Source organism: Pontibacter akesuensis (genome assembly GCF_001611675.1).
Classification (GTDB): domain Bacteria; phylum Bacteroidota; class Bacteroidia; order Cytophagales; family Hymenobacteraceae; genus Pontibacter; species Pontibacter akesuensis.
The window spans coordinates 3,914,400-3,939,335 of record NZ_CP014766.1 but is presented as its reverse complement, the minus strand read 5'-3'; the positions used below and the strand labels follow the sequence as shown (position 1 = coordinate 3,939,335).

The following is a 24,936-nucleotide window of genomic DNA, read 5'->3' as shown; positions in this document are numbered from 1 at the left end:
TATAGTTTACGTGTACTCCTAATTATACTTTGTTTAAAGCCATACATGCTATCCCCGCACCATACCACCTACCAGGCAGCCCGCGCTGTGGCCACTTCCATCGAAGCACACTTTAAGCAGCAGTTTGTGCTGGCGCAGGAGCGCGGTGATCAGAACCTGGCCCCAGCGCCGGGCGCGCACGAGATCGAGTCGATGATCGACACAGCCTTTTGGGCGAGCCTGCGCCGCGAAGAGGGCATTTCGCCTAAAATTTCAATGGCTTTTCTTCCCCCGGAATCATCCAGCTCGCCCCTTATTTTTGAACAGCGCCTTTCCTTTACGTCTGCAACCCTCACAAAAGTAGCCCCGGCTGTGGAGCGGCCGGGCGTGCACCTGGGGGTATGGCATGAGGAGGGAGAACTTTATATCTGGGGCTGTACCCGCACCACACCCGACCTTTGCTTTGTGCTTGATGTTTCTGATCCTGCCCTGCTGGTGGTAAAACACCGACGTTTCGGGGGGCTTGGGAAGCTGGCCAACGTAGCCGTGCTGAAGGGAGACCAGGTAAAAATAGTTGACGAGAAAGCGGCCAGCCTGCCTGACTGCCCCACTCTTCTGTCTGCCCTGCTAAACTTCACATCTCCCTCCACCGGCCAGGATTCGGTGAACCTGCTCGTACAACTGGCTGTGTCGATGCGGGCGCATAAGCGCGGGGGCACGCTGCTGGTGGTGCCAGCGGGCACGGACTCCTGGCGCAAATCAATCATGCACCCGATCATGTACGCTGTGGAGCCGGCCTACGCGGGGTTGGCAAACCTGATGCGGCAGGAGAAAACGGAGCGAAGCAAGAGCCTGTGGAAGGGAGCCTTGCGTGATGCCGTAGAGGGCGTTGCCGGTTTCACGGCAGTGGATGGCGCCACCCTCATCAGCGACCAATACGAGGTGCTGGCCTTTGGTGCGAAGATCGGAAGGCCAGAGGGAAAGGATCCAATTGAGAAAGTTGTGTTCACGGAGCCCATCGTTGGCAGCACGCCTACTACCCTTTCTCCCACACAGAGCGGCGGCACGCGGCACTTATCGGCAGCCCAGTTTGTGCACGACCAACCCAATGCCATTGCCATGGTGGCCTCGCAGGATGGTGCTTTTACCATCTTTGCCTGGTCCCCGTGCGAGGAAATGGTTTATGCGTATCGGGTGGATGCGTTGCTGCTTTGATTCGAGTGCCGTGCTGCAACTTTGAATTTTAAATTTATATATTTACGGCAGCAACAAATCAAACCCTCTATGTATACAGGACTACTGCATTCTCACTCCTACATGACTTACCTCGTGCTGCTCGGGCTGCTCATCAGCTTTATCAGCGCCCTCATCGGCTTGTTCGGCAAAAGAATTTTTTCAGACGGTGACCGAAAAATCGCCTTGCTTGGCCTTATTCCTGCGCACCTCCAGTGGGTTATCGGCTTGATCCTCTACTTTGTCTCACCGCGTGGAGCCAGCAACTTTTCAGGCGCCGCAATGGGCGACTCTATTTCCAGGCTTTACATCCTGGAGCACCCGCTAACCATGGTAATCGCGGTGGTGCTGATTACCATTGGTTACTCCCGTGCCAAGCGCATGGTGGGAACCGACAAAGGTTTTAAAAGCATTGCCATCTTTTATGGCATCGGACTACTCCTGATCCTGATCCGTATTCCCTGGGTTTCCTGGCCTGGCAATTAAGCATGAACATTTAAAATCAGAACGCCAACCGGCCTCTCAACTACATGAGGGGCCGGTTGGCGTTATAAGCCTGCCATACTTGGTCTGCCTGTTCTTTGGTAAATGAGTATTGCGCCCAAAGTGTAAATTAGCTTCAATAGCCGGTTTAGCAGCCAATGCGCTTAGGTTGCATTAAATACATTTGTATTTTTGGTAAAGCGGGTAGAGCCGTGTCTGCTAAAGTTTGCATAAATAAAAAGGCTCCGGCAGTATTTGCCAGAGCCTTTTTACTAAGAAGCTTTAGAGAGAATAAAGGGTAGGGAGAGCCATTCATAGCACCCATCACAAATGACTTCTCCCTCCTTTAAGATAGATACAGGTCAGCCAAACCTCAGACATTTACCTCAGCTAATGCTTTGGCCATACTGTTACCTGCATATAATCTAAAGATACGGTGCAAAAGCTTACGCTGCCACTTATAATATAATTATTAAGGGCTTATTGTTGAATAATACCATGTTATACGGACTAGTAAGTATAAATACCTACACCTGATAGCTGCGTGTGATCAGGGCCTCTTATACGATACATTGTATTCAACAAAAGCATTTAAAGGCGGCCTGTGCTGATTCAGCACGCTTTTGTTGTCGGCCCTGTTCGGTTGGCATGCCAGGTATGGTATACTTCAAGCAGCGCGTTCTTGATCTTTGCGCGAAAGAACATTACTTTGTACAAGCGTACCTGCCTATATCAATTCCATTTAGGAAAATAAACAAGGTTGATGCGCTCAAATGGTTTTACCATCCCTTGAAACTCTTGCAACATAACATATAAAGCTGCTGCTGTTCTACTATGAAATTAAAATCGCAAATAACTTACCTTCTCCTGGCATTTTCTGTAGGCGCAGTGTCTCCCGCCCTTGCACAGCAAAAACAAAAGCCGTTTGAACCCGAGGAATTGGTAAACCCGCTTATGGGCACTGACTCAAAAGTCAGCTTGTCGAATGGCAACACCTACCCTGCTGTGGCTGTACCCTGGGGCATGAACCTCTGGACCGCCCAAACGGGTAAAATGGGAAACGGCTGGGCCTATACGTATGATGCGGACCAGATAAAAGGCTTTAAGCAAACACACCAGCCCTCGCCCTGGATGAACGACTACGGTCAGTTCGTGATTATGCCCGTAACGGGCAAAGTTAAGTTTCGGGAGGAGGACAGGGCCAGCTGGTTTTCACACAAATCTGAGGTAGCCAAACCCTATTTCTACAGCGTCTATCTGGCTGACCACGACGTCACCACAGAGTTCACTCCAACCGAACGCGCCGCGCAATTCCGTTTTACCTACCCCAAATCCGACAGCTCCTTTATCGTCATCGACGCCCTGGACAAAGGCTCATACGTGAAGGTGCTTCCGGAACAAAACAAAATCATCGGTTATACTACCCGCGCCGCACGCAGCAACCCGGTAAATTTCAAAAACTACTTCGTCATCTATATTGATAAGCCCTTGAAGGTGGCCTATACCTGGCACGACTCTACCCTGGTAAAAGATGCGCTGGAGATGGAGGCCAACCATGCCGGAGCAATTGTAGGCTTTAAAACAGCGAAGGGCGAAAAGGTTAACCTGCGGGTCGCCTCCTCTTTTATAAGTATGGAGCAGGCAGAGTTAAACCTGCAGCGGGAATTGGCAAAGGATGATTTTGAGGCTACCAAACGCAAAGCCAAAGAAAAGTGGCATAAAGCCCTGAGCCGCATCATCGTTGAGGGAGGCACAGACGAGCAACTGCGCACCTTTTACTCCTGCCTCTACCGCACGCTGTTTTTCCCGCACAAAATGTATGAGCTGAATGCGGCTGGAGAACCCGTGCATTACAGCCCCTACGACGGGAAAACATACGACGGCTACCGCTTTGCCGGCACTGGCTTCTGGGATACTTTCCGTGCCCTTTACCCGTTCCTGAACCTGGTGTATCCGGCCATCAACAAAGAAATGCAGGCAGGGCTTGTAAATGATTATAAAGAGGGAGGCTGGCTGCCTGAGTGGTCAAGCCCGGGCTATGCCAACATTATGGTAGGCAATAACTCTGCCTCGGTGGTGGCCGACGCCTACATGAAAGGCCTGCGCGGCTACGACATCGAAACACTGTATGAGGCACTGCTGCATGGCGCCAACAACGAAGGACCGATTACAGCCATTGGTCGTGCCGGCGCCGACTATTACAACAAACTGGGATATGTTCCTTATGATGTAAAAATCAACGAGAACGCGGCCCGTACGCTGGAGTATGCCTACGATGATTTTGCCATCTACCAACTGGCGAAAGCCTTGAAGAAACCGCAACAGGAAATTGACCTGTACGCCAAACGTAGTCAGAACTACCGCCACCTCTTCGATCCTTCAACAGGGTTGATGCGGGGCAAAAACCAGGATGGTACTTTTCAGTCACCGTTTAACCCCTTTAAGTGGGGCGACGCGTTTACAGAGGGTAATAGCTGGCACTACAGTTGGTCCGTTTTCCATGATGTGCAGGGGCTGGTGGATTTGATGGGCGGCAAGCGAAACTTTGTAGCCAAGCTGGACTCTGTTTTTTCGCTGCCTCCCGTGTACGACGAGAGCTACTACGGTGGTGTGATCCATGAAATACGCGAGATGCAGATTGCTAACATGGGCCAATACGCGCACGGCAACCAGCCGATACAGCACATGATCTACCTGTATAACTATGCCGGCGCTCCCTGGAAAGCACAGTACTGGGTGCGCGAAACCATGAACCGCATGTATAAACCGATTCCAGATGGCTACATCGGCGACGAAGACAACGGCCAGACCTCGGCTTGGTACGTGTTCTCGGCCATGGGCTTTTACCCGGTTACGCCAGCGGTAAACCAGTATGTGATCGGCGCACCACTCTTCAGGAAGATAACGCTGAAGCTGGAAAGCGGGAAAGAATTTGTGATTGAAGCACCCAACAACAGCGCTCAAAACCTATACATACAGCAGGCCAGGCTCAATGGAAAGAAGTATGATAAGAACTGGATATCGCACGAAACAATTCTAAAGGGCGGAAAGCTTAAATTTGACATGGTCGTAACACCAAACACCACCCGCGGAATATCGGAAAGTGCCTTTCCATACTCCTTTTCCAGAGATGAGCAGCAATAGGCTTGATGGCAGTACTTATTAGATGCGTTACCCACCCCTCGCCCCTCCGAGAAGGGGAATTATCCGCAGGAGTAAAACATCCCCCTACCCCCCTTAAGGGGGGACTTGGCTGAAGTCATTTAGCGAAAGCAGTAGCTACTTAAACTGATTCCAGTCCTTGGTGGGGGTAGGGGCCCTCGAAAAAGAGCGCCTTTGGAGTTTTTCGGTCCCGCGGGAGCGGGATTGCAAAGCGCAGCGAGCAAAGAAAAGGTCCCAGCGCGATGCCCGAGGACGGGACCTCCCGGCCGTGAGGGCTCCAAAGCTAAAGGTGAAACGATAGATATTTGGGAGCTGGAGGATCAGCAGTAGCTAGAAAGGATAGCTTGTTCGCATATGCGGAAGCTGTGGCGATGGAAGTATAGCTGAAGCAGACGACGGCACAAGCGGACGCTTGCGCCAGATATTGTAACAACTATGGCTGCAACCAGTATAGCCGCCGCTATGCAAGGATGGCTTTTCAAGCCAGTCGAGTTTCAAACTCGACATAATAATTAGACACAAGTCTGAAGACTTGCGCTCGATGGCCGGAGAGGAAATTACACCGCTAAAAGCAGAAGAGCACCGCTTATTAGAGGTGCTCTTCTGCTTTTTCATGCTTGCTGGTTTATACTTATTCAGCCACTGCCATCAGCTTCTTGTTTGGTTTGCTGCCCATGTAAAAGGTAATTTTGCCCCCATTCATAATCTCGCTATGTGTAATGTAGCTGCGGTCGATAGACTTGCCATTCAGCTCGATCTTCTGCACATACACGTTCTTATCCTTCTGATTCTTCACCTCAATGTTGAAGGTCTTCCCGTTCTCCAGGTTTATATTGGCCGATTTTACTGCAGGGCTGCCGATGGCATAGTGGTCCGAGCCGGGAGCAACGGGGTAAAAGCCAAGCGAGCTAAAGATGTACCAGGCACTCATCTGTCCAAAGTCGTCGTTGCCGCCGAGACCGTCAACAGTCGGTTTATACATGGCCTTCAACACCATACGCGTTCGCTCCTGCGTTTTCCAGGGCTCATTTGTCCAGTTGTAAAGGTAGGCCACGTGGTGCGAAGGTTCGTTGCCGTGCACGTAGTTGCCGATGATGCCATCACGGGAAATGTCTTCCGTATTCGCAAAGTATTTGTCCGGCAGGTCCATAGTGAAGAGCGAGTCCAGGTGCTGGGCAAAGCGCTGCTTCCCGCCCATCATCTTTATCATCTCGGCCGGATCGTGCGGCACATAGAGGCTGTAGTTCCAGGAGTTGCCCTCAATAAAGCCTTGCCCGTGCGTATCGAGTGGGTCAAACTCCTTTTTCCAGGAGCCATCGCTTAACTTCGGGCGCATGTAACCAGACTTAGAATCATACACATTCTTGTAGTTGGAGGCGCGCTTCATAAACTCCTCGTAGATGTCCTGGCGGTTCAGCTTCTTGGCCATCTGGGCGATGCACCAGTCGTCGTAGGCGTACTCCAGCGTTTTTGATACAGAGGAACCGTTCTTGTCCTCCGGCACGTAGTCCATCTCCATGTAGTAGTTCAGGCCATCGTAGTAGTTGTTTCGGGCGGTGGTGACACAGGCTTCCAGTGCCCGGTTCACATCAAAACCGGCGTTTCCTTTAATTACCGCATCCGCAATCACCGGCACGGCATGGTAGCCGATCATACACCAGTTTTCGTTGGCATGATGCGACCAAACCGGCAGCATGTTGTGCACGCTCTGGTCGTAATGCGCGAGCATCGACTTCACCATATCGGCATTGCGGGCGGGCTGCAGAATGTTAAACAGCGGGTGCAGCGCGCGGTACGTATCCCAAAGCGAGAAGCTGGTGTAGTTCGTAAAATCCTTCGCCTGGTGCACGTTCATGTCGAGGCCCCGGTACTTGCCGTCCACATCCATATAGGTTGTCGGGCCCAGGAAGGAATGGTACATGGCCGTGTAGAAATTCGTCAGGTTGTCCTTGCTGGCGTCTACTACCACCTTGTTAAGTTCCTTGTTCCAGTTAGCCTGCCCTTCCTGCTTTACCCGCTCAAAGTCCCAATGCGGAATTTCGGCGCGCATGTTCGCAAGCGCGCCCGCTGTGCTTACCGGTGAGAGGGCAAATTTTATTTTGATCTTCTCTCCTTCCTCCGTTTTAAAGTCAAAGTAGGCGCGTAGCTTTTTACCGGCAAACTCGGGGAAGTTCTTGGTCTGATCAAACTTGCGCCAGAAGCCCTTGTACACCTGCTCCTCCTCGTAGTTCTTGTTACCGTACTGGTGAAAAGGCTTGTTGAAGGCCATGGCAAAGTATACGGTGCGTGTTCTGGCCCAGCCATTGGTTTGGCGGTAACCGGTAATCAGTGTATCGTTCTCCACCCGCACAAAAGTCCAGGTGTTTTTACCGTCATAGTTATAAATGCCTGACATCAAATCAAGTATAATGTGCGCCTCGTCTGATTTAGGGAACGTGTACTGGTGCATGCCTACCCGGTTTGTGGCAGTCAGTTCCGCTAGGATGTTGTGGTCGTCCAGCTTCACTTTATAATAGGCAGGTTCGGCCTTTTCGTTGGCATGTGAGAAAGCCGAGCGGTAACCGCTCTCTGGTTTGTCTTCCGTACCGGGGTTCAGCTGCAGTTTACCTGTGGTAGGCGCAATCAGAAAATCGCCCAGGTCAGAGTGGCCGGTGCCACTAAAATGCGTATGGCTAAAACCAACGATGGTTGGATCGTCATACTGGTAACCTGCGCAGTACTTGTAAACATCCTTGTTATACTTGCCATCCACCGCATACGGAATGGTGTCGGTGTCCGGGCTTAGCTGCACCATACCAAATGGCACCGTGGCTCCCGGATACGTATGCCCCATTTTGGCCGTGCCGATCATCGGGTTAACGTACTTCACCAGGTCATGCGCAGGCTTGGATTGTGCCAGCAAAAGTATGGGAGAGAGTAGCAGAACGGGTAGTAAAAGCTTCTTCATTGAGCGAAGGGTAAAGTATGAATGCTGAATAATAAATTATGAATCAGAAGTATGGCGATTTATTACGCTTGCTTCCATAAGCTAGCTGCTCCAATTAAGGCGGCTTCCTCACCTAACTGCGCCTGCTTTACCGGAACATGAACGTTTTGCTGGTGCAGCGTTTGAAGCAGCAAAGGGGCAAAAAGCGGCAGCGCTTTGGCAATGTTGCCACCCAACACAATCACCTCTGGGTTCCGCTCCTGCGCGAAAGGGATCAGGAAAACACCCAGGTTTTTCCCAAACTCATCAAACAGTTGCTGCACTTTCGGCTCTGTAGGAAATTGGTCAACAATGGCTTTAACATTGGGCACCTGCTGTCCTGTCAGCTCCTCAAAGCGCTTCACAAACCAGCGCGAGCTGAGGTACTCCTCCGCTATACTATCGCCAAAAGGGGTATTCCACCTGTCGGCGTCCACTGCTTTGCCGTTCGCATACCACGTAGATCCCAAACCAGTTCCTAAAGTCATGCCGATGGCCCTGGTGCATCCTTTTGCTGCGCCGCCAAAAAACTCGCCCTGCAGAAAGCAGGGAGCATCGTTCTGAAACAGGATATTTTCCTCCGGCACCTGCAGCTCCTGGGCCAGCAACGGCCTGACATTGACGCCATACAAGTGATCATACTTGCCTTGGTTTTGCATCAGCGCCACGCCATACTCATAATCAAAAGGGCCAGGCATGGCAATACCCATTCGGCGCACCTGCTGTCCTGATTTCCGGATGGCGGCATGCATGGCGCTGCTCCAGGTGGTTATTACCTGCTGCACCGAACCGCCGGAGTCTACGGGTGCCCGGCTTAGGGTTTCCTGCAGAATTGCGCGGCTGCTTAGATCAATTACCGCAGCTGTTATGTGGGTGCCTCCGATATCTACACCAAGTACAAATTCTGGCATGTAGAACTCATTTAAAGTTTGAACGCAATGATTTGATGAAGATACCATTTCACCCTGAAAAGCCATCAAAGGCGTCTTGATTTTTGATGCAAAGCAGGTAGAAGCTAAAGTAAAGCAAGTTCTTTGAATTTCTGCCTCACTCTTTCTGACCTTTATAAATCTTTCTGATATCGCTGTGAGAGCAACTTAAATATTGCATTATTTCCGCTATCAGACCCGCCAAAGTGAACAGCTTTTGCTTTTTACCGTTTGTAAGAAGGAAAAATCTAATTTGCCTATGCAATTTAATCAACTGTCTGTACAGCATAATAAGAACGGGAACCTGCGTACCGTTGGGTTTGAGCTTGAGTTTACAAACGTAGGTGTGGAAGAGGCTGTGCAGATTATACAGCAACTGTACGGCGGAAAAGTGCAGGAGGCGCACCGTTTTTCGCAGAAGGTGGTGGATACAACAATTGGTGATTTTACAGTGGAGTTTGACCTGACGCTGCTGACGGAAAAGAACTACAAGAAAGCCTTCGATAAGCTGCACATCAACCTGAACGAGTACAAGATCGGCGAAGACACGTTGGAAGACAGCGTGGAAACAATGCTGGAAAGTGTGGTCGGCAAAATATTCCCCTACGAGATCGCCACGCCTCCGGTACCCTGCAATGAATTGGAACAGTTGGAAAAGCTGCGGGAAGCCCTGTATGCGCATCATGCCAAGGGTACGAAGGATTTTATAACCAACGCCTTCGGCACACACATCAACGTGGAGGTGCCCGATACAGAGCCGCGTACGCTGCTCAATTACCTGCGCGCTTTCCTGCTGCTTTACCCTTGGCTGCTGGAAGTCGGGGAAACGGATTTTGCCCGTCGGGTGAGCCCGTTTATCGATCCTTACCCGGAGGCTTACGCGAAAGTTATACTTGCACCGACATACGAGCCGGACCTGGAAACGCTTATCCGCGATTACCACCTCTACAACCCCGACCGCAACCGGCCGCTGGACATGTACCCGCTTTTTTCTGCGCTTAGTAAAGAGACGGTATCAGAGTTCCAGGATGTGGGCAAGGTGAAGGACAGGGAAACATTCCATTACCGCTTGCCAAACAGTTCTATCTCGCAACCCGACTGGACGCTGGCTCAGGAGTGGAACAACTGGGTGGTATTGGATGACCTGGCAAATGAGCCAGATAAAATCGCGAAAATGAGTGAAGAGTACCTGTACCTGAAAGACAAGTCGTTGCTCGGGTTTGAGGGCAAGTGGACAAAAGAAACTGCAAAATGGCTAACCTGACGAAGAAGTATAAAATAGACCGCAACAGACCAACTATCGGCGTGACGGGGCCGGACAAAGGCGGAGGAACGGCCTGGTTTTTTACAGCGTTCGGAATTTTGCTGGCGGGTGGCTGGCCCGTACGGATTACCCCCTCCCGCCCCCGCACCGCCGACGGATTGCAGGCGCTGGTGGTAGGCGGAGGCGCCGACGTAGACCCCAGCACGTATGAGCAGGACCATGTTTTTGATGAGTACCTGCAGCGCACCCTCAAGCACCCCACCAAAAATATCTTCCAGCGCGTGGGCCGTTTTGCCCGCTGGCTATACTACCCGGCTCTTTTCTTGACCCGCAAGCTTTTCAGCCGCAAGCGCAGCCGCAGCCATGGATTAGACCATGCCCGCGACCACCTTGAGATCCAACTGATAGACCAGGCGGTAAAGAAACAACTTCCTATACTTGGAATTTGCCGGGGCTCACAGCTGCTCAACGTCTACTTCCGCGGCACGCTTTACCAGGACATTAACACCTTTTACCTCGAGGAGCCCAATCCATCGAGTATTTTCCCAGTGAAGCGCGTGTACATTAAAGAGGGAAGCAAACTCGGCAGCATACTTGGCACCCGGCAACTGGATGTAAATGCGCTGCATAACCAGGCGGTCAAAGAACCCGGCAAAGACATCGACATAGTAGCCCAGGAGGCAAACCAGGTGGTGCAGGGCATTGAGAACACAGTTCAGGAATTTGTGATTGGCGTACAGTGGCACCCGGAGTACCTGCCGCAAAAGAAAGCGCATCGCCGCATTTTCCAGACACTTGTACAGCATGCGGCACAGGTGAACCAGCAGATTGAGGAAAGGGATATGCAGGAAGCACTTGCCGCGCCCGAAAACGAGATGCTGCAAGCAGTGCACGAGCAGGAAGAAAAGCTACTGCAGCAACAGCAAAATCAATTTTAATACATACCACTGATTTCCAGGAAATTATACCTGTATATTGCCATCAACCTAAACCCCGCAAGTATAAAATCGTTTCTGAACTCTTGAAATTTATCTTCAGAAATTCAGATAATAGCATGGCTATATGGCATCCGAAAACGACATAGATCAACTTGTAAGAGCGCAACTGGTAGAACTGCTGAAAGGCGGTTTTGCCCCGAATGTTATTTTGCTGCGGGAGTTCAATTATGACAAAGCAGGTGTAATGCTGGAGGGCCTTCATTTCTCCGCCTGGATCTTGCTGGGCCACATTCGCGCCCGCCACCAAACCCTGCTGAACTTTATGAAAGCCCCGGCCGACAACCCGGAAGTATGGCCCGACGCGCACTGGCCCGAGAACCACGTGCCGCAGAGCGAACAGGAATGGAACCAGGCCATAGATGCCTATGCGGCTGAACTGGACGAAATGATACAGCTGGTTCAGAACCCCAACACCGACCTCTTTGAGGTACAGGCAAACGGTGAAACCCGCTCCTGGGCCGCCATGACCACACTACACCACACCGGCTACCATATCGGCCAGTTAAAGACAATCGGGCGGCAACTGGGTGTTTGGTAGTTGCCCCTCAGCTTTGGTAGAGCGGCTGTTGTGCCGCAATAATCTGTTGCTTCAGCTGCTCAAAATCCTGATGGGCGGGCTCGGGGGCATAGTTCATCGGTTGATCTTTGCCTGACGGATAGCCCAGAAAATCCATCAAGGGACCGGCAACTATGCTGGCTTTTTCTGTTTGCGCCTCCGTCAGCTGATCCATCCAATACCCCGACGTGCCTTTTTTGAGGTGCTTCGGGTTTTTCTTTTTGAGTGTCGAGAAGCTCATTGCCTCCTGCAGTTCCTCCCGCTCCTGCTGCGGCAGATCAACACCCAAATATGTTAGCAGCCGGCCCAGTTCCTGCTGAAAGTCGAGCAGAAAGCCTTCGTAGAAAGCGATATGGATGTTATGTTCCCGGCTTAGGCGCACATGATCGTACACGTGCCACACCCACTCCAGCATCAGCTCCTCAAAGTGCTTCTCCAGGTAGCGCTGCGCATTCGTTTCCTCCTGCGGATAGTATTTCAGCATGTACTCCGAAGTATAGTACTTGGAGGCTGAAATGGCCCTGTCGCGCGGGTCGCGCACTATGTATACTTTCTTATCGAACAGGTTCAGAAGTTCCGGGCTGCGCTTGCAAATCGGCGAGTGCGTCCACACGTGGTTGGTCTGTTTAAGGTAACTTTCAATATTCTCGATGGGCATTCGGAAGATACTGCTGATTCGATAGCTGAGTTGCAGGTCAGTTATATCCACCATATCGATGCTCGCCTGTGTCGGATAGTTCAGCTCCCACTTCTGTGCGAGCTTGTAAATAGGCTGTTTCTGAATGAATGTGGATGTGTCGTAGCCGGTGCGCTCGAGTAATTGCTGGATGATTTGGTAGAGCCAGAAGTTACCGCACTTGGGTGCGCCGCCTTGCAGGATTTTCATAGTCAGGGGTGGTTTATAAATTTCGTCACGCCCCTATACGGCTCCGGCAAGTATAGGTATACATTCTTCTATACTGTTTAAAGTTGCAAAAACACTGGCGCAAGCGTCCGCTTGTGCCTTGCGATGAAAAAAAGGTTCATGGCCTGCACAGCTACACTTTCGAGCACCTCTACTATTGTCATCTCGAACACAGTGAGAGATCTTTACAGTATTCCGGATAGATCTCCCACTGTGTTCGAGATGACAATGACCTTTCCGTGTACGTCGGCACAAGCGGATGCTTACACCAGGAAATAACCGGAATCAGCCAGTAGCATAACTCAATTCCATTTTTTCAGGTACAAGGACTGTCTTTCTTTACCCGGTATGTTTGCCGTTCCCTGATCAATTAAAACCTTGAAAAAAATGAAGCACTTATTCCCTTTCGACTCCCAGGTAGGCTACTGCCAACGGAAAGAGATGATGCAGCAGGAACCGCGCCTGGTATTTTTAACCGGCTTGTCGGGTTCGGGAAAAAGTACGCTGGCCCTGCGGCTGGAGCATTACCTTTTTCACCAGGGATACAAAGTGTTTTTGCTGGACGGGGACAATGTGCGCAACGGGCTGAACAAAGACTTAAGCTTTACGGCGGAGGATCGGAAAGAAAACATCCGGCGCGTAGGCGAAGTGGCCAGGCTGATGCTGGATGCCGGATTGGTTGTGATCTGCGCCTTTATCTCTCCTTACAAAGAAGAACGGCACCTGGTGCAGGAGATAGTGGGGCAAAACCGCTTTACAGAAGTATATGTGAACTGCTCGCTGCAAGTATGCGAGCAGCGGGATACCAAAGGACTGTACGCCAAAGCCAGGCGCGGCGAAATAAAGAACTTTACCGGCATCAGCGCCCCTTATGAGTCTCCCCTTGCCCCGGATGTTGAACTGAAGACGGACCAGGAGGCCATTGAGGAGTCGCTGCTCAAACTGATTGAGGTAGTGGAGCCGCAACTAAAGCCGCAGCAACGTATGAAAGTGCTGTCGCAAGTATAAGCCAGCGCTCATCAGAAAACCTTTCTCATTCCCCAACCCTACCTACTACATGGATATTTCTGAATTAGTGCAGATTGCGCGAGAAGCGGCGCTGAAGGCAGGCGAAGCCATCCTGAAAGTGTATGCCTCCGGCGATTTTGATGTGAACCTGAAGACAGATGACTCACCACTCACGAAGGCGGACAAAGCCGCCCATTCCATCATTACCGCGTATCTGCAGAAAACAGGGCTGCCCATACTTTCAGAGGAGGGCGCTCAAACGGATTTTCAGGAAAGGACAAAATGGCCGTTGTACTGGCTTGTAGACCCGCTTGACGGCACCAAAGAGTTTATCAAACGCAACGGAGAATTTACAGTAAACATTGCCCTGATGCAGGACAACATCCCGGTGGCAGGTGTTATTTTCGCACCTGTGCCACAGGTGCTGTACTATGGCTCCAAAGAGACGAAGGTGTACAAAGAAGCCGCCGGAAAGAAGGTGCTGCTGCACCCGCTGCAGGAAAAGCTAAGTATAGAGGCGCTGCTGCAGAAAGACGAGGTTATCGTTGTGGCTTCCCGCTCTCACCTGTCTCCTGAAACAGAGCAGTTCATCCATCAGTTTAAAAACGTGCGGCTGGAGACGATGGGCAGTTCCTTTAAGCTGATGTTACTGGCCGAGAACAAAGCAGACATTTACCCCCGGTTTGCCCCTACCATGGAGTGGGACACCGCGGCCGGCCACGCCATACTTCGGGCCGTGAACCGCAGCGTGTACCAGGCAGACCTGCAACACGACCTGGAATACAACAAGCCAAACCTGCTGAATCCCTCTTTTGTGGCCTACTAAGCAAAGATTTATACTTGTTCCTTTAAATTAGAAAAGCCATACTTCCAGCTGATAACCAGCAGTATGGCTTTATAGACTAAGTTGCTAATCCAGGAACTCCTGGATATCGATGGCATGGGTGTAAGGATCCAGAATCTCTAATGCGCTTGCTGATTTAGAGAACATGCCCACCACCTCGGCCGCTGTTCCCGACCAGAGTTCTATAAAAGAGTTGTCCAGCGCATACAGGCTAACAAGCCAGCCATTGTGCCTGCGTTGTGCCAATAAGGTGCCTTTTCTGGTTAAAACCTCCGCCTGGTGCCAGGATGGCAGGTTCTGAAACATTGAGTTTTCTAACATCCGTTGCTTCCTTTCGTGTACTTCGCCTTCATAACTAAACGGGCTTTAGATCAGTTTCATGCCCCTGTGGGCTTGCGATCCAGAATAAGCTTCTCCAGGAAAAAAAATCGCTTTTTTTAGGTGGCGAAGCTGACAATTGTACGTAAATGTACCGCAAAGTACATGTGAATGCACCCCTAATTTCAATTAAAAAGGAATGGAGCACGACAAAGAGGAGGTAAGGGTTGTTATTTTTGATCTGAACGGGACATTCTACAACGAGAGCTCCAAAGATGAGTTCTATAAGTTCATCCTAACCAAGCGGCCAAAGCGGATCAAATACCTGCTGCAGATGGGCTACTACAACCTGCTGCTAAAACTGCACCAGATCAGGCAGACAGAGTTTAAGGAAAATTTCTTTAATTACCTGGATGACCTGCCGCCGGCGCAGGTGGAAGCTTATGCAAAGGAGTTCTGGGAGCGGGAGTTCCCTTCCAATTTCAACCAGGACCTCATGCACCGTTTCGATGAGTTTAAAGCACAGAACATCGTGCTGTTTTGCGCTACCGGCGGCCTGGAGTTGTACGTAAAACCTCTGTTCGACCTTTATAAAATTGATGCCTTCGCCGGCACCAAGGTAACTTATAACGGCCACACCTACCTGGCCGATGGGCTGGCCTGCAAAGCGGAGGAGAAGATTGCCCGCCTGGAACAATACCTCAAGGGCAAGCCCTATAAAATTATCGAAGCCTATTCAGACAGCAAAGAAGAAATTTTGAACCGGGCGGACAGAGCCTTTCTTGTGGAGGACGGCGAAATCACGCCATACCAGCAAAAAGAAGCCGCGTAGGGCGCCTTTTCCACCGGGTACAAACCCCGTATTCAAAATTCACCAGGATTATTTAGCAAAAAATAAACAGCCTTACCTCCTCTATGTAAGCATCATAAAAAAGAGACCTGATTCTTTAAGTCAGGTCCTTCTCTTATGAAGTATAGAAATGGTCATTCCATGGTTTTCTCGGTGATAGTTTCCTTTACCGGAACATTTACGTGCTTCTTGCCCATAATCAACCGGTTGCCGGTATCGTAGGTGAAGTAATTCCAGCCCCAGTTCACCAGCACCACCAAACGGTTGCGAAAGCCCACCACCGAGATCAGGTGAATGAACATCCAGATCAGCCAGGCGATGAATCCCTGTGTCTTGATTTCCTTCTTGAACAGTTTCAGGTCTGCCACCGCACGGTTGCGCCCCACAGTGGCCATAGATCCCTTATCATTGTACTCGAAAGGCTGCATGGGCTTACCGGCCATTAGGCGCTTCAGGTTCTGCCCGAGCAGCTCTCCCTGCTGCAGCGCCGGCTGGGCCAGCATCGGCAAACCAAGCGGGTACTCCTCCGTAATCATGGCGGCTATGTCGCCAATGGCAAACACATTCTCATAACCTGCCACCCGGTTGTATACATCCACCTGCAGTTGGTTTCCCTTCAGCACACTATCCGGCCGTATCCCGTGCACCGGCGCCCCTGTAACTCCAGCCGCCCAGATAAGCGTGCGCGTAACAAGTGTTTCACCCGTATCCAGCGTTACCGTGTAGCCGTCGTAGGTCTTTACCCGGCGGTTGAGCCATACTTTCACGCCAAAGCGCTCCAGGTACTCCTGCGCCTTCTGTCCGGCCTCATCCGACATGCCCTTCAACAGCTGCGGCCCGCTCTGGATCAGGTAAATATCCATCTCCCGGAAGTCCAGTTCTTTATAGTCTTTGGGAAACACGTGGTTCCGAAGCTCGCACAGCGCGCCCGCCACCTCTACGCCGGTTGGCCCTCCGCCCACAATCACATAGTCCATCAGGCTGTTCAGCTGCTCCTTATCGTTTAGCTGCAGCGCCTTCTCAAAGTTGTACAGTATGGTATTCCGCAGCTCCAGCGCATCATCCAGGCTTTTGATGGAGATGGCGTTTTTCTCCATCTGCTTGTTGCCGAAGAAGTTTGTGGTGGCCCCGGTGGCAATCACCAGGTAGTCATACTTTATAAGGCCAATGGAAGTCTCAACAAAGCGGTTCTCAGTGTCCACGTGCACCACCTCGGCTAACCTGAAGTAGAAGTTCTGCTGGTGCTTGAATATCTTCCGGAAAGGGTGAATGATGGAGTCTGCCTCCACGCCCGCCGTGGCTACCTGGTATAACAGGGGCTGAAACGTATGGTAATTCTCTTTATCAATTAAGACAACCTGCACATCAGCCTCGCGCAGCGACTTTGCCAGTTCAATGCCTGCAAAGCCCCCTCCTATTATAACAACACGGGATTTTGATGTAGCGGCGATCTTAGCATAATTTTCCATAGTTCGAGTTAGGTGTTAGATAATAGGCACGCCGGCTGAACGGGACTTGTTTGAGGCGAAGTATAGAATACGCCTCCACCCTACCCCTTTGTGCCTGATTAGCGGGACAGGCTACGCCACCCCCTCAGCAGTTTATGGTGTACGGCTGTTCGCGGTGGCTGTTATGGGCAATCAACCGCGCTGGGCACGCGTGGTAGCTATACTTGCGGGGAAAATTCGTTTCAGTGGCTGGCTTACCAGTCGAAGAGGGATGTCTGGACGCCGGGAATCTGGATGCCTTTCACCGGGGCTGCATCGGGAATCTGAACGGGCATAGCCGGAAAGCTACCGGAGCCGGTGATGGAGTACACGGCAGATTCCTCGTAGCGCGAAGCCACCACCACCTGGGTGCCGTTGGCGTGCAGCGAGAACAGGTCCTTCACCAGTTGCGGGTTGTTGTTGTCTTTAGAGAGGTGGGCGAGCAGAATATGGCTCATAAAATCGGGCTTGTAGGCCGCGAAGAGCGCCAGCGCTTGGCGGTTGGACAAGTGCCCTTTGCCGCCGCGGATGCGGTTCTTGAGGTGGTACGGGTACCTGCCCTGTTCCAGCAAACCCTCGTCATAGTTGGCTTCCAGAAAGGCGGCATGGCACTGCTGGAAGTAGCGGATGAGTTGGTCGCAGGGCGAGCCGATATCCGTGAACACACCCACTTTCACACCCTCGCAGGCTACTATAAAGCTATGAGGATCAGTAGCGTCATGCCGTTTAGGGAAAGCTGTGATTGAAAGCCTTCCAACAGCAACTTCCTCATGCGGAAGAAAGGAGACCACCTCCAGGTTCTCGTGCCGCAGGCCGCAACTGTACAGTGTGGTGGGCGTGATGTAAACCGGCAGGCTATACTTGCGCGCCAGCACCGCCACCCCGCGGATATGATCAGAGTGCTCATGCGAGATGAAGATCGCCCGCACCTTCGCCATGGATAAACCCAGGCGCCTCATGCGCTTTTCTGTTTCGCGGCAGGAGATGCCGGCATCCACCAGCACCGCTTCCGTCTCGTTGCCGATGTAGTAGCAGTTGCCGTTGCTTCCGGAGTTAAGCGAAGTGATGTGTAAGGGCATTCGTAAGCGGCAAAAAAAGTGGAGTAAGGAACGACTTAGTAAGGCCTGAAATGTGCAGAAGGTTCCGAATTGGTCAGGGATAAAAGGCGTTGGCTCAAAATCTGATTTTAACCTCCTGAAAACGAAAACACTAGCTACTTAAAATCCTTTCAGGTCCAGGTCGCCGGTTTCGATCAGCGGCACGCGCTTGCCCATCTTCTTCTGAATTATCTTGAAGTGGTGCATCTCGTCGGGGCTGATGAGCGAGATGGCTTCTCCCGCAGCCTCTGCCCGCCCTGTTCTGCCGATGCGGTGCACATAGTCTTTCGGTGAGCGTGGAAGATCGTAGTTGATCACGTAGGGCAGGAACTGGATATCGATGCCGCGGGAAGCGAGGTCTGTCGCCACCAGCACACGGATTTTCCCCGCCTTAAACTGCTTCAGCGACTCCGTGCGGGAGCCCTGGCTCTTCTGGCTGTGCATGGCCATGGCCTCAATACCGTTCTTTTTCAGCTTCACCACCACGTTGTCTGCCTTCTTGATGGAGGAGATGAACACCAGCACCTGCTGCATGTTCTGCTGCTTGATGAGGTAGCGCAGCAGCGGTCCTTTGCTCTCGTCGGGCACCTGGTAAGCCGTTTGTTTGATAAGTTCTGCATCCTGGTTTTCGGCCACCACCTCGATTGTAACCGGGTTTAGCAGCAGCTTCTCTTTGATGGCGGCCACATCTCCGGCCAATGTGGCGGAAAAGAGCACGTTCTGGCGCACCTGGGGCAGCAGCGCAAAGATCTGATCCATTTCCTCTTTAAAGCCCAGGTTCAGCATCTTATCGGCCTCATCCAGCACCAGTACCTCCACCTCCGACAGCCGCACCGCTTTCGACGAAATTAAATCAAGCAACCTTCCCGGTGTGGCCACTAGTATCTCGGTGCCGCTTAAGGCCATCATCTGCGGGTTTATCGAAACGCCACCGTACACCGCCAGCGTTTTCACCTTTCGCGGCAGGTGTGCCCCCAGCGCCTTGAAAACCTCCCCTACCTGCATGGCAAGTTCCCGGGTGGGCACCAGCACCAGTGCGCTGACACTTCGGCTGCGCTTGCCCTGCTGCTTGCTAAGCCGCTCCAGAATGGGCAGCGCGAAGCTGGCAGTTTTACCGGAACCTGTCTGCGCAATGCCCAACACGTCCTTACCCGCAAGTATGGGCGGGATGGCCTGCTCCTGTATGGGGTAGGGTTTAGTGTAGCCTTGCGCCGTGATGGCTTCAAGTAAATAAGCTGATAATCCGATAGCTGAAAAGGACATGTGCAAGTATAACTAGAGGTAAACGTATGGCTTCAGGAAAAGTAAAGACAGCTTAGGTAGCGCAAAGCTTAATTTTGAACGCCATATCTACAGCTAAAATAAGCTTACTATAACTGCCCGATAGCCTGTTGCTGCAAAGGTACGATTTATTCCACGGATCGGGAGCAAACCAACTTTCCGACACGTCAAGTATAAATGCTGACAGGAGGTTTATACTTGCGGTTTGCCCCGCTTCAGCTCCAGCACCGTTATCTCGGGCCAGATACCCACCCTGCCCGAGAAGCCGATAAAGCCAAAGCCGCGGTTCACGTACAGCAACCTGTCCTTTGCCTTCGCCAGCCCTGCCCAGTTCTCGTAGCGGTACTGTGCCGGGCTCCACCGCACCAGCGGCGTCTCCACCCCTACCTGCATGCCGTGCGTGTGGCCCGACAGCGTGAGGTGCACGTGCGCCGGGTGATTCTTCACCACATTGTCCCAATGCGAGGGGTCATGCGACAGCAGCACTTTGAACGCATCATCAGGCACCCCCAGCAGTGCTTTATCCAGATCACCTAATTTGATGAAGCCCTCGCCCCAGTTCTCCACTCCCACCAGCGAAAGCTGCTGGCCATCCTTCTCAATGGAAACGCTTTCATCCAGCAGCAGCCTGTACCCTAGCTGCGCATGATACTGCTTTAGCTGCGCGATATTTTCGAGCCTTGCCTCCTCGCTTGGCCAGTCGTGGTACATGCCGTAGTCGTGGTTTCCCAAGATGGAGAACTGCCCGTAGGGCGCCTTTATCTGGCTGAACATGCCCATGTACGGTACAATCTCCGTGGCCTGGTCGTTCACCAGGTCGCCTGTGAAAACAAAAAGATCAGACTTTTGGGCTTTGATCATGTCGATCCCGCGCTGCACGGCCTCCGCATCGTCAAAACTCCCCGCATGCACATCCGACACCTGTGTGATGGTGAAGCCGTCAAAGGCCTCGGGCAGGTCCTCAAAGTACAGCGTATGGCGGTATACCGTGTAGTCATACTTGCCCTTGACAATGCCGTACAAAAAAGAAACAAAGGGAACAGCGGCCAGCGCGAGGGCCACTTGGCTCACAAATTTCCTGCGCGCGGGCATCAGCGGCTTCTCCCTTGCCGCCTCTCTGCCGAGGCCTGCGAAGAAGCGAAAAGCGGCGATGACCAGGCGAACAATATCCTCTGCAAACAGCACCAGCACAAACACCAGCTTAGTGACTAGCAAGGTGAGAAAGCCGGCAATCCCCCAGACCGATAATTGGGTAGATCTGTCCGTTTCAAAGCGTGTGTAGATGCCGTAGGCAAAAAAGATAAGGAAGCCCAGCAAAAAGGTCCAATACCCCCAGTTAAAGGTTTTGCGCAGCCGCGCGGATTTCCATCCGGCTGTTATGCGTTGCAAGCCCTTGAAAACATACCAATCTAGGAGAAGGGATATTACCCCCAGAATCAAAATAATCCGAGTCATACGGTACTAGCTATAGAAGTATAAGTGGTGCAGGCTTGCCAGGTTTTAGGTAAAGGTACGGGAACCATGCCCCGGGAACGAAAATGTATCCCCGTTAACGCCGGTAAAGGTAACATGGATGGTAGATACGGTACAAGCAAAAGGTTAGCTGTCGGAATTTCATATGCGTGGCTGATGCCCCTATCATTGTAACTTAGGCGATGGCAGTTTAGGCTTAACAAACAGGCTGTGTGTTCAAACATATTTTTCAAAAGTATGTTTAAGGTAACTTTACGCTTGCACTTCCATTAAAATGAGTAGTACCAATACACCGGATACCGCACCACATTTAACGCGCCAAACACTCTGGCTCATGACCATCGCTTCCGGTATGGTGGTGGCCAACATTTACTACAGCCAGCCCCTACTCGGCGAAATTGCGCGTGAATACCGGGTGCCGGAGGCGAAAGCGGGTCATATTGCCATGCTCACGCAGGTGGGTTATGCCATCGGGCTGTTGTTCATCATTCCGCTGGGAGATATGCTGCGCCGCAAGCGCCTGATCATGGTTGATTTTGCCCTGATCATCCTGTCGCTTTTGCTCGCGGCCTTCTCCCCCAGCCTCTATACGTTAATGGCAGCCAGCTTGCTGATTGGCGCCACCAGCGTGGTGCCCCAGCTGTTTGTGCCGATGGCTGCGCAGCTTGCCCGCCCCGAGGCGCGTGGCAAAGCCATCGGCACGGTAATGAGCGGCCTGCTGATCGGCATACTTTGCTCCCGCACTTTAAGCGGTTTTGTGGGTGCGCATCTGGGTTGGCGGGCCATGTTTTTAATTGCGGCAGGCATCATGGTTTTGCTCTGGCTAGCCCTTTACATGCTGCTGCCCGAGGTCCATCCCGATTTTAAGGGCAACTACAAAAGTTTGATGAAATCGCTGGTGCACCTGGTGAAGAAAGAGCCGGGACTGAGGCTCGCCGCGGCCAGGGGCGCCCTTTGCTTTGCCTGCTTCGGCGGCTTCTGGACAACGCTCGTGTTCCTGCTGGAGGGCCCGCCCTTTGACGCCGGCAGCGATGTGGCCGGTGCTTTTGGACTGATTGGGGCAGGTGGAGCCGTGATGGCATCGGTGATGGGAAGGCTCAGCGATAAGTTTGATACCAAAGCCATTCTTGTCGCCACCATCGCCATGATCATTCTTTCGTATGTCCTTTTCGGCGCCTTCAGCTCAAGTATGATTGGATTGATTGTGGGGGTGATTTTCCTGGATTTGGGTCTTCAGGCATCGCACATTGCCAACCAGACCCTGATCTTCTCTTTAAACCCGCAGGCCCGTAACCGCCTGAACACCGTGTATATGTTCACCTACTTTATGGGTGGCGCTACAGGCACGCTGCTGGCAAGCCAGGCATGGGCCATCTGGCAGTGGAATGGTGTGGTGGCCGTGGGGCTTGTCTTCTCTTCGCTGGCGCTGTTGGTGCACCTGCTTTTCGCAAAGCGGAACAGCCCTTCCAGAATAGCCGTACCGGAAGGCCCGGTGCCTGTGGAGTAAGAATGCAACAGGAAAAGCGCAGCCTATTGCACCTAAACTACGTAAGCAATTTATATATACCCATAAGACTATACATCTATGACTTTTACTTCTTCTAACGAGGACCACCTACTGATTGACGCAGCCCGAAAGGGGGATGCAGCCTACATCAAAGAGCGAATTGCCGCCGGCGCGGACCTAAACATCACGGATGGCCGGGGCTTCACGCCACTCATTATTGCTGCCTACGATGGACACGAGGAAGTGACGCGACTGCTGCTGGACGCTGGGGCAGATGTAAATGCACAAGATGCCGGTGGCAACACGGCGCTGATGGGCGTGTGTTTTAAGGGATACCCCGAGATTGCCTTGCTACTGATCGAGAAAGGTGCCGAGCTGAACACCCAGAATGGCAACGGCGGCACCGCCCTGATGTTTGCCACTTTGTTCGGACGCAACCAGCTTGTGAAGCTTATGCTGGAGCAAGGAGCCGACACTACTATCCGCGACGTCCGCGGCCTCACCGCACTTGACCTGGCACACCAGCAGGGCAATGAGGAGGCACTGGTTTTGTTCGAGCAACATCAAAAATAAGCTAGATCATAAGCCAAACAGCTTTCGGTTTATGTGGATAATCACATCAAGCTATGCTTTAATATCACGCTATTATACGGCTGGCTTTTAAACCAAAGCCATAAGCAGATTTGTAGAACCACCTGTCGAAGACGCTATACTTCAAATTAGAGCAGCGATACTTTCACCTGAAATCAGAAACAGCAAGAGGACCTTGGCCATCTGGGGTTCTCTTGCTGTTCAGGGTGCTTCAGTCAGGAGGTGCGGCTACTGGCATTTGGCTGCCTGCTGAAGAAATGGTAGAGCACAGACGCGAGCACAAACGACCACGAGCCCGCGCTAATTAGCACGATGATGTAAAAACCCGCACTGTCTTCTTCCCAATCTAGCCAAAGTTTGAGGGCGGTAATGAGCAGGGTGCCCAGCAAAACAGCACCCCAAAAAGTGAATTTCTGCCTGGTGGTGCGGCTTGCCACGGCCGGGGCAATTGGCTCCTTTTTCTGAAACACGAGCCAGCCCAGGAATATTAACCCAAGTACGGAGCCTATTCTTTCTATCAGGTCATTTACTTCCATCTCCACCGGCCCAAGTTGCAGGGTCTGCTCAAAGAAAGCGGGCGCAAAGTAATACACAATTCCTTCGGGCCGCCCAAAGAAGTCCCAGAACATGTGTGACAGCGCCCCCACGAAAGCTGAAGCGGCAAACACAAACCAGGAACGCCTGAGGTAGGCATTGAAGTCGAAAGTCAGGAAATCGCTGTAGCGGGTATCTAGCGGCGAAGGCAGGTGCCGGATAAGGCTATTCCGTACCCAGCGGTGAAAGGCAATAGCCACCAGAAAAGAGAGTGGCAGGTCGATAGCAAACACGCCGATGGCGGTATGGCCGAAATCGGAGGCGCCGCTCATTTTGAGAAAATACTGCAGGTCAGGGGCCATACTTCCCAGCACCAGCCCATTCACCGAAAACCAATTCGGTTTCAGCTTTTTCAGCGGCAGAACAATGGCAGGATGCGAAAAGGTAAAAGGCATGTAGCGTAGATTTATTTTACATAGGCCGCAGCAAAGCATACCGGCCCATACTTCAAAACTGTTGCTCCCCTTTTACGGAACAGCGGGCGGTACAGCCTATTCGCAGCCGTTAACGCGCAACAATCTATCCACTAAAGTATAACTCGCCGCAAACAGCAGTAGCAGCCGTTACATGGAAGGCCCATCTCGGGGGCAAAGCCACAAAAAAAAAGAGGCTGCCTCTAAAAGCAGCCTCTCCCTTCATGCAATATAGTGGTTAACCCTGCTTCACCAGTTGGATCTCCGCCTGAAGCTTAATTTCATCGCTTACAACTACACTTCCGGCCTCTGTCACGGCACTCCATGTCAAGCCAAAGTCCTTGCGGTTTATCTTGCCTGTTACGGTGAAACCTGCTTTAGTCTGTCCATAAGGATCTACAACCACACCACCGAACTCAACATTAACCGTAACCGGCTTGGTAATGCCACGAATGGTCAGGTCACCGGTCAGTTTGTACTCATCCTCAGAGCTCTTTTCGTAGTCTCTGCCCTCAAACCTTACCTGCCCGTGGTTCTCAGCATCAAAGAAATCCGCTGACTTCAGGTGCGTATCACGCTGCTCGTTATTGGTGCTGATAGAGTCTACATCCGCTGTAAAAATGGTACGTGTAGCTTTTGTAAAGTCTTCGTCCTCTGTCTCCACCTCCACGTTAAAGCTAGAGAAATAGCCTGTTACAGTGGTGATCATCAGGTGCTTTACCTTAAACTGTACTTCGCTGTGGGTTGGGTCTACTGCCCATTTTGTTGTAGCCATAATATTTTTTATGTTTATACGATTAATCAACTTAGTATACCGCCATATAAGCGCTTATGGTTATGCCATACTTGGTGAAGCACATCCAGGGTGCACAAAATGCCTTTTTTATTGGTGACACTCCCGCGGCAGGCACTTCACAAATATAATAAATATATCTACATTTAATGTACATACATATATTTTCACATAAAGGTTTCTTTCTTTTTATCTGACCTTGTTTGA

21 protein-coding genes are annotated in these 24,936 nt (G+C 51.7%); 11 read left to right on the top strand and 10 right to left on the bottom strand.

Annotated features, from left to right (window positions below):
* The first annotated feature begins 45 nt into the window (after window positions 1-45).
* The 3 genes from A0W33_RS16635 to A0W33_RS16625 all read left to right on the top strand — a co-directional run bounded on the left by A0W33_RS16635 (window position 46) and on the right by A0W33_RS16625 (window position 4,839).
* On the top strand, window positions 46-1,194 hold the full coding sequence (locus tag A0W33_RS16635; RefSeq protein WP_068839220.1) for a putative sensor domain DACNV-containing protein: 1,149 nt from the start codon (window positions 46-48) through the stop codon (window positions 1,192-1,194).
* 69 nt (window positions 1,195-1,263) lie between these two features.
* On the top strand, window positions 1,264-1,698 hold the full coding sequence (locus tag A0W33_RS16630) for a hypothetical protein (RefSeq protein ID WP_068839219.1): 435 nt from the start codon (window positions 1,264-1,266) through the stop codon (window positions 1,696-1,698).
* 831 nt (window positions 1,699-2,529) lie between these two features.
* Complete coding sequence (locus A0W33_RS16625) at window positions 2,530-4,839, top strand: GH92 family glycosyl hydrolase (protein WP_068839218.1); 2,310 nt, start codon at window positions 2,530-2,532, stop codon at window positions 4,837-4,839.
* Between the two features lie 649 nt (window positions 4,840-5,488).
* On the opposite strand, the gene A0W33_RS16620 is transcribed toward A0W33_RS16625, so the two are convergent.
* Window positions 5,489-7,804, bottom strand: a complete 2,316-nt coding sequence (locus tag A0W33_RS16620; protein ID WP_068839217.1) for a GH92 family glycosyl hydrolase — start codon at window positions 7,802-7,804, stop codon at window positions 5,489-5,491.
* Window positions 7,805-7,866: 62 nt separating this feature from the next.
* Window positions 7,867-8,733 carry an ROK family protein gene (locus A0W33_RS16615; RefSeq protein WP_068839216.1) on the bottom strand — a complete coding sequence of 289 codons (867 nt, stop codon included), beginning with the start codon at window positions 8,731-8,733 and terminating at the stop codon, window positions 7,867-7,869.
* A gap of 277 nt (window positions 8,734-9,010) precedes the next feature.
* On the opposite strand from A0W33_RS16615, the gene A0W33_RS16610 reads away from it, so the two are divergent.
* The 3 genes from A0W33_RS16610 (at window position 9,011) to A0W33_RS16600 (ending at window position 11,551) form a co-directional block, all read left to right on the top strand.
* Window positions 9,011-10,015: an amidoligase family protein gene (locus tag A0W33_RS16610; protein WP_068839215.1), complete on the top strand. Its 1,005-nt coding sequence runs from the start codon at window positions 9,011-9,013 to the stop codon at window positions 10,013-10,015.
* Window positions 10,003-10,953 (top strand): gamma-glutamyl-gamma-aminobutyrate hydrolase family protein, encoded by a 951-nt coding sequence (locus A0W33_RS16605; protein WP_068839214.1) that lies wholly within the window; start codon window positions 10,003-10,005, stop codon window positions 10,951-10,953. The genes A0W33_RS16610 and A0W33_RS16605 overlap by 13 nt, the downstream gene beginning before the upstream one ends.
* 124 nt (window positions 10,954-11,077) lie before the next feature.
* On the top strand, window positions 11,078-11,551 hold the full coding sequence (locus A0W33_RS16600; RefSeq protein WP_068839213.1) for a hypothetical protein: 474 nt from the start codon (window positions 11,078-11,080) through the stop codon (window positions 11,549-11,551).
* 7 nt (window positions 11,552-11,558) lie between these two features.
* Here the strand turns inward: A0W33_RS16600 and A0W33_RS16595 are convergent, their stop codons facing one another.
* Window positions 11,559-12,455 (bottom strand): sulfotransferase domain-containing protein, encoded by an 897-nt coding sequence (locus A0W33_RS16595; protein WP_068839212.1) that lies wholly within the window; start codon window positions 12,453-12,455, stop codon window positions 11,559-11,561.
* 405 nt (window positions 12,456-12,860) lie between these two features.
* On the opposite strand from A0W33_RS16595, the gene cysC reads away from it, so the two are divergent.
* Both cysC and cysQ read left to right on the top strand, forming a co-directional pair.
* On the top strand, window positions 12,861-13,481 hold the full coding sequence (gene cysC, locus A0W33_RS16590; protein WP_068839211.1) for an adenylyl-sulfate kinase: 621 nt from the start codon (window positions 12,861-12,863) through the stop codon (window positions 13,479-13,481).
* A gap of 49 nt (window positions 13,482-13,530) precedes the next feature.
* Window positions 13,531-14,307 (top strand): 3'(2'),5'-bisphosphate nucleotidase CysQ, encoded by a 777-nt coding sequence (gene cysQ, locus A0W33_RS16585; protein ID WP_068839210.1) that lies wholly within the window; start codon window positions 13,531-13,533, stop codon window positions 14,305-14,307.
* A gap of 84 nt (window positions 14,308-14,391) precedes the next feature.
* On the opposite strand, the gene A0W33_RS16580 is transcribed toward cysQ, so the two are convergent.
* Window positions 14,392-14,646 (bottom strand): hypothetical protein, encoded by a 255-nt coding sequence (locus tag A0W33_RS16580; protein WP_068839209.1) that lies wholly within the window; start codon window positions 14,644-14,646, stop codon window positions 14,392-14,394.
* Between the two features lie 196 nt (window positions 14,647-14,842).
* Between A0W33_RS16580 and A0W33_RS16575 the strand changes: the two genes are divergently transcribed.
* Window positions 14,843-15,475: an HAD-IB family phosphatase gene (locus A0W33_RS16575; protein ID WP_068839208.1), complete on the top strand. Its 633-nt coding sequence runs from the start codon at window positions 14,843-14,845 to the stop codon at window positions 15,473-15,475.
* Between the two features lie 152 nt (window positions 15,476-15,627).
* Here the strand turns inward: A0W33_RS16575 and A0W33_RS16570 are convergent, their stop codons facing one another.
* The 4 genes from A0W33_RS16570 to A0W33_RS16555 all read right to left on the bottom strand — a co-directional run bounded on the left by A0W33_RS16570 (window position 15,628) and on the right by A0W33_RS16555 (window position 20,813).
* Window positions 15,628-16,962, bottom strand: a complete 1,335-nt coding sequence (locus tag A0W33_RS16570; protein WP_068839207.1) for an NAD(P)/FAD-dependent oxidoreductase — start codon at window positions 16,960-16,962, stop codon at window positions 15,628-15,630.
* Between the two features lie 233 nt (window positions 16,963-17,195).
* Window positions 17,196-18,059 (bottom strand): MBL fold metallo-hydrolase, encoded by an 864-nt coding sequence (locus tag A0W33_RS16565; protein ID WP_068839206.1) that lies wholly within the window; start codon window positions 18,057-18,059, stop codon window positions 17,196-17,198.
* Between the two features lie 138 nt (window positions 18,060-18,197).
* Window positions 18,198-19,340, bottom strand: coding sequence for a DEAD/DEAH box helicase (locus A0W33_RS16560; RefSeq protein WP_068839205.1), 1,143 nt, complete (start codon window positions 19,338-19,340; stop codon window positions 18,198-18,200).
* A gap of 210 nt (window positions 19,341-19,550) precedes the next feature.
* On the bottom strand, window positions 19,551-20,813 hold the full coding sequence (locus A0W33_RS16555; protein ID WP_068839204.1) for a metallophosphoesterase: 1,263 nt from the start codon (window positions 20,811-20,813) through the stop codon (window positions 19,551-19,553).
* Between the two features lie 292 nt (window positions 20,814-21,105).
* On the opposite strand from A0W33_RS16555, the gene A0W33_RS16550 reads away from it, so the two are divergent.
* Both A0W33_RS16550 and A0W33_RS16545 read left to right on the top strand, forming a co-directional pair.
* Window positions 21,106-22,338 (top strand): MFS transporter, encoded by a 1,233-nt coding sequence (locus A0W33_RS16550; RefSeq protein WP_068839203.1) that lies wholly within the window; start codon window positions 21,106-21,108, stop codon window positions 22,336-22,338.
* 78 nt (window positions 22,339-22,416) lie between these two features.
* Window positions 22,417-22,911, top strand: coding sequence for an ankyrin repeat domain-containing protein (locus A0W33_RS16545; protein WP_068839202.1), 495 nt, complete (start codon window positions 22,417-22,419; stop codon window positions 22,909-22,911).
* A 233-nt stretch (window positions 22,912-23,144) separates the two neighbouring features.
* Here A0W33_RS16545 and A0W33_RS16540 read toward each other — a convergent pair whose 3' ends face one another.
* Both A0W33_RS16540 and A0W33_RS16535 read right to left on the bottom strand, forming a co-directional pair.
* Window positions 23,145-23,918, bottom strand: coding sequence for a DUF4184 family protein (locus A0W33_RS16540; protein ID WP_068839201.1), 774 nt, complete (start codon window positions 23,916-23,918; stop codon window positions 23,145-23,147).
* A gap of 256 nt (window positions 23,919-24,174) precedes the next feature.
* Window positions 24,175-24,711 (bottom strand): YceI family protein, encoded by a 537-nt coding sequence (locus A0W33_RS16535; RefSeq protein ID WP_068839200.1) that lies wholly within the window; start codon window positions 24,709-24,711, stop codon window positions 24,175-24,177.
* Between the last annotated feature and the right edge of the window lie 225 nt (window positions 24,712-24,936).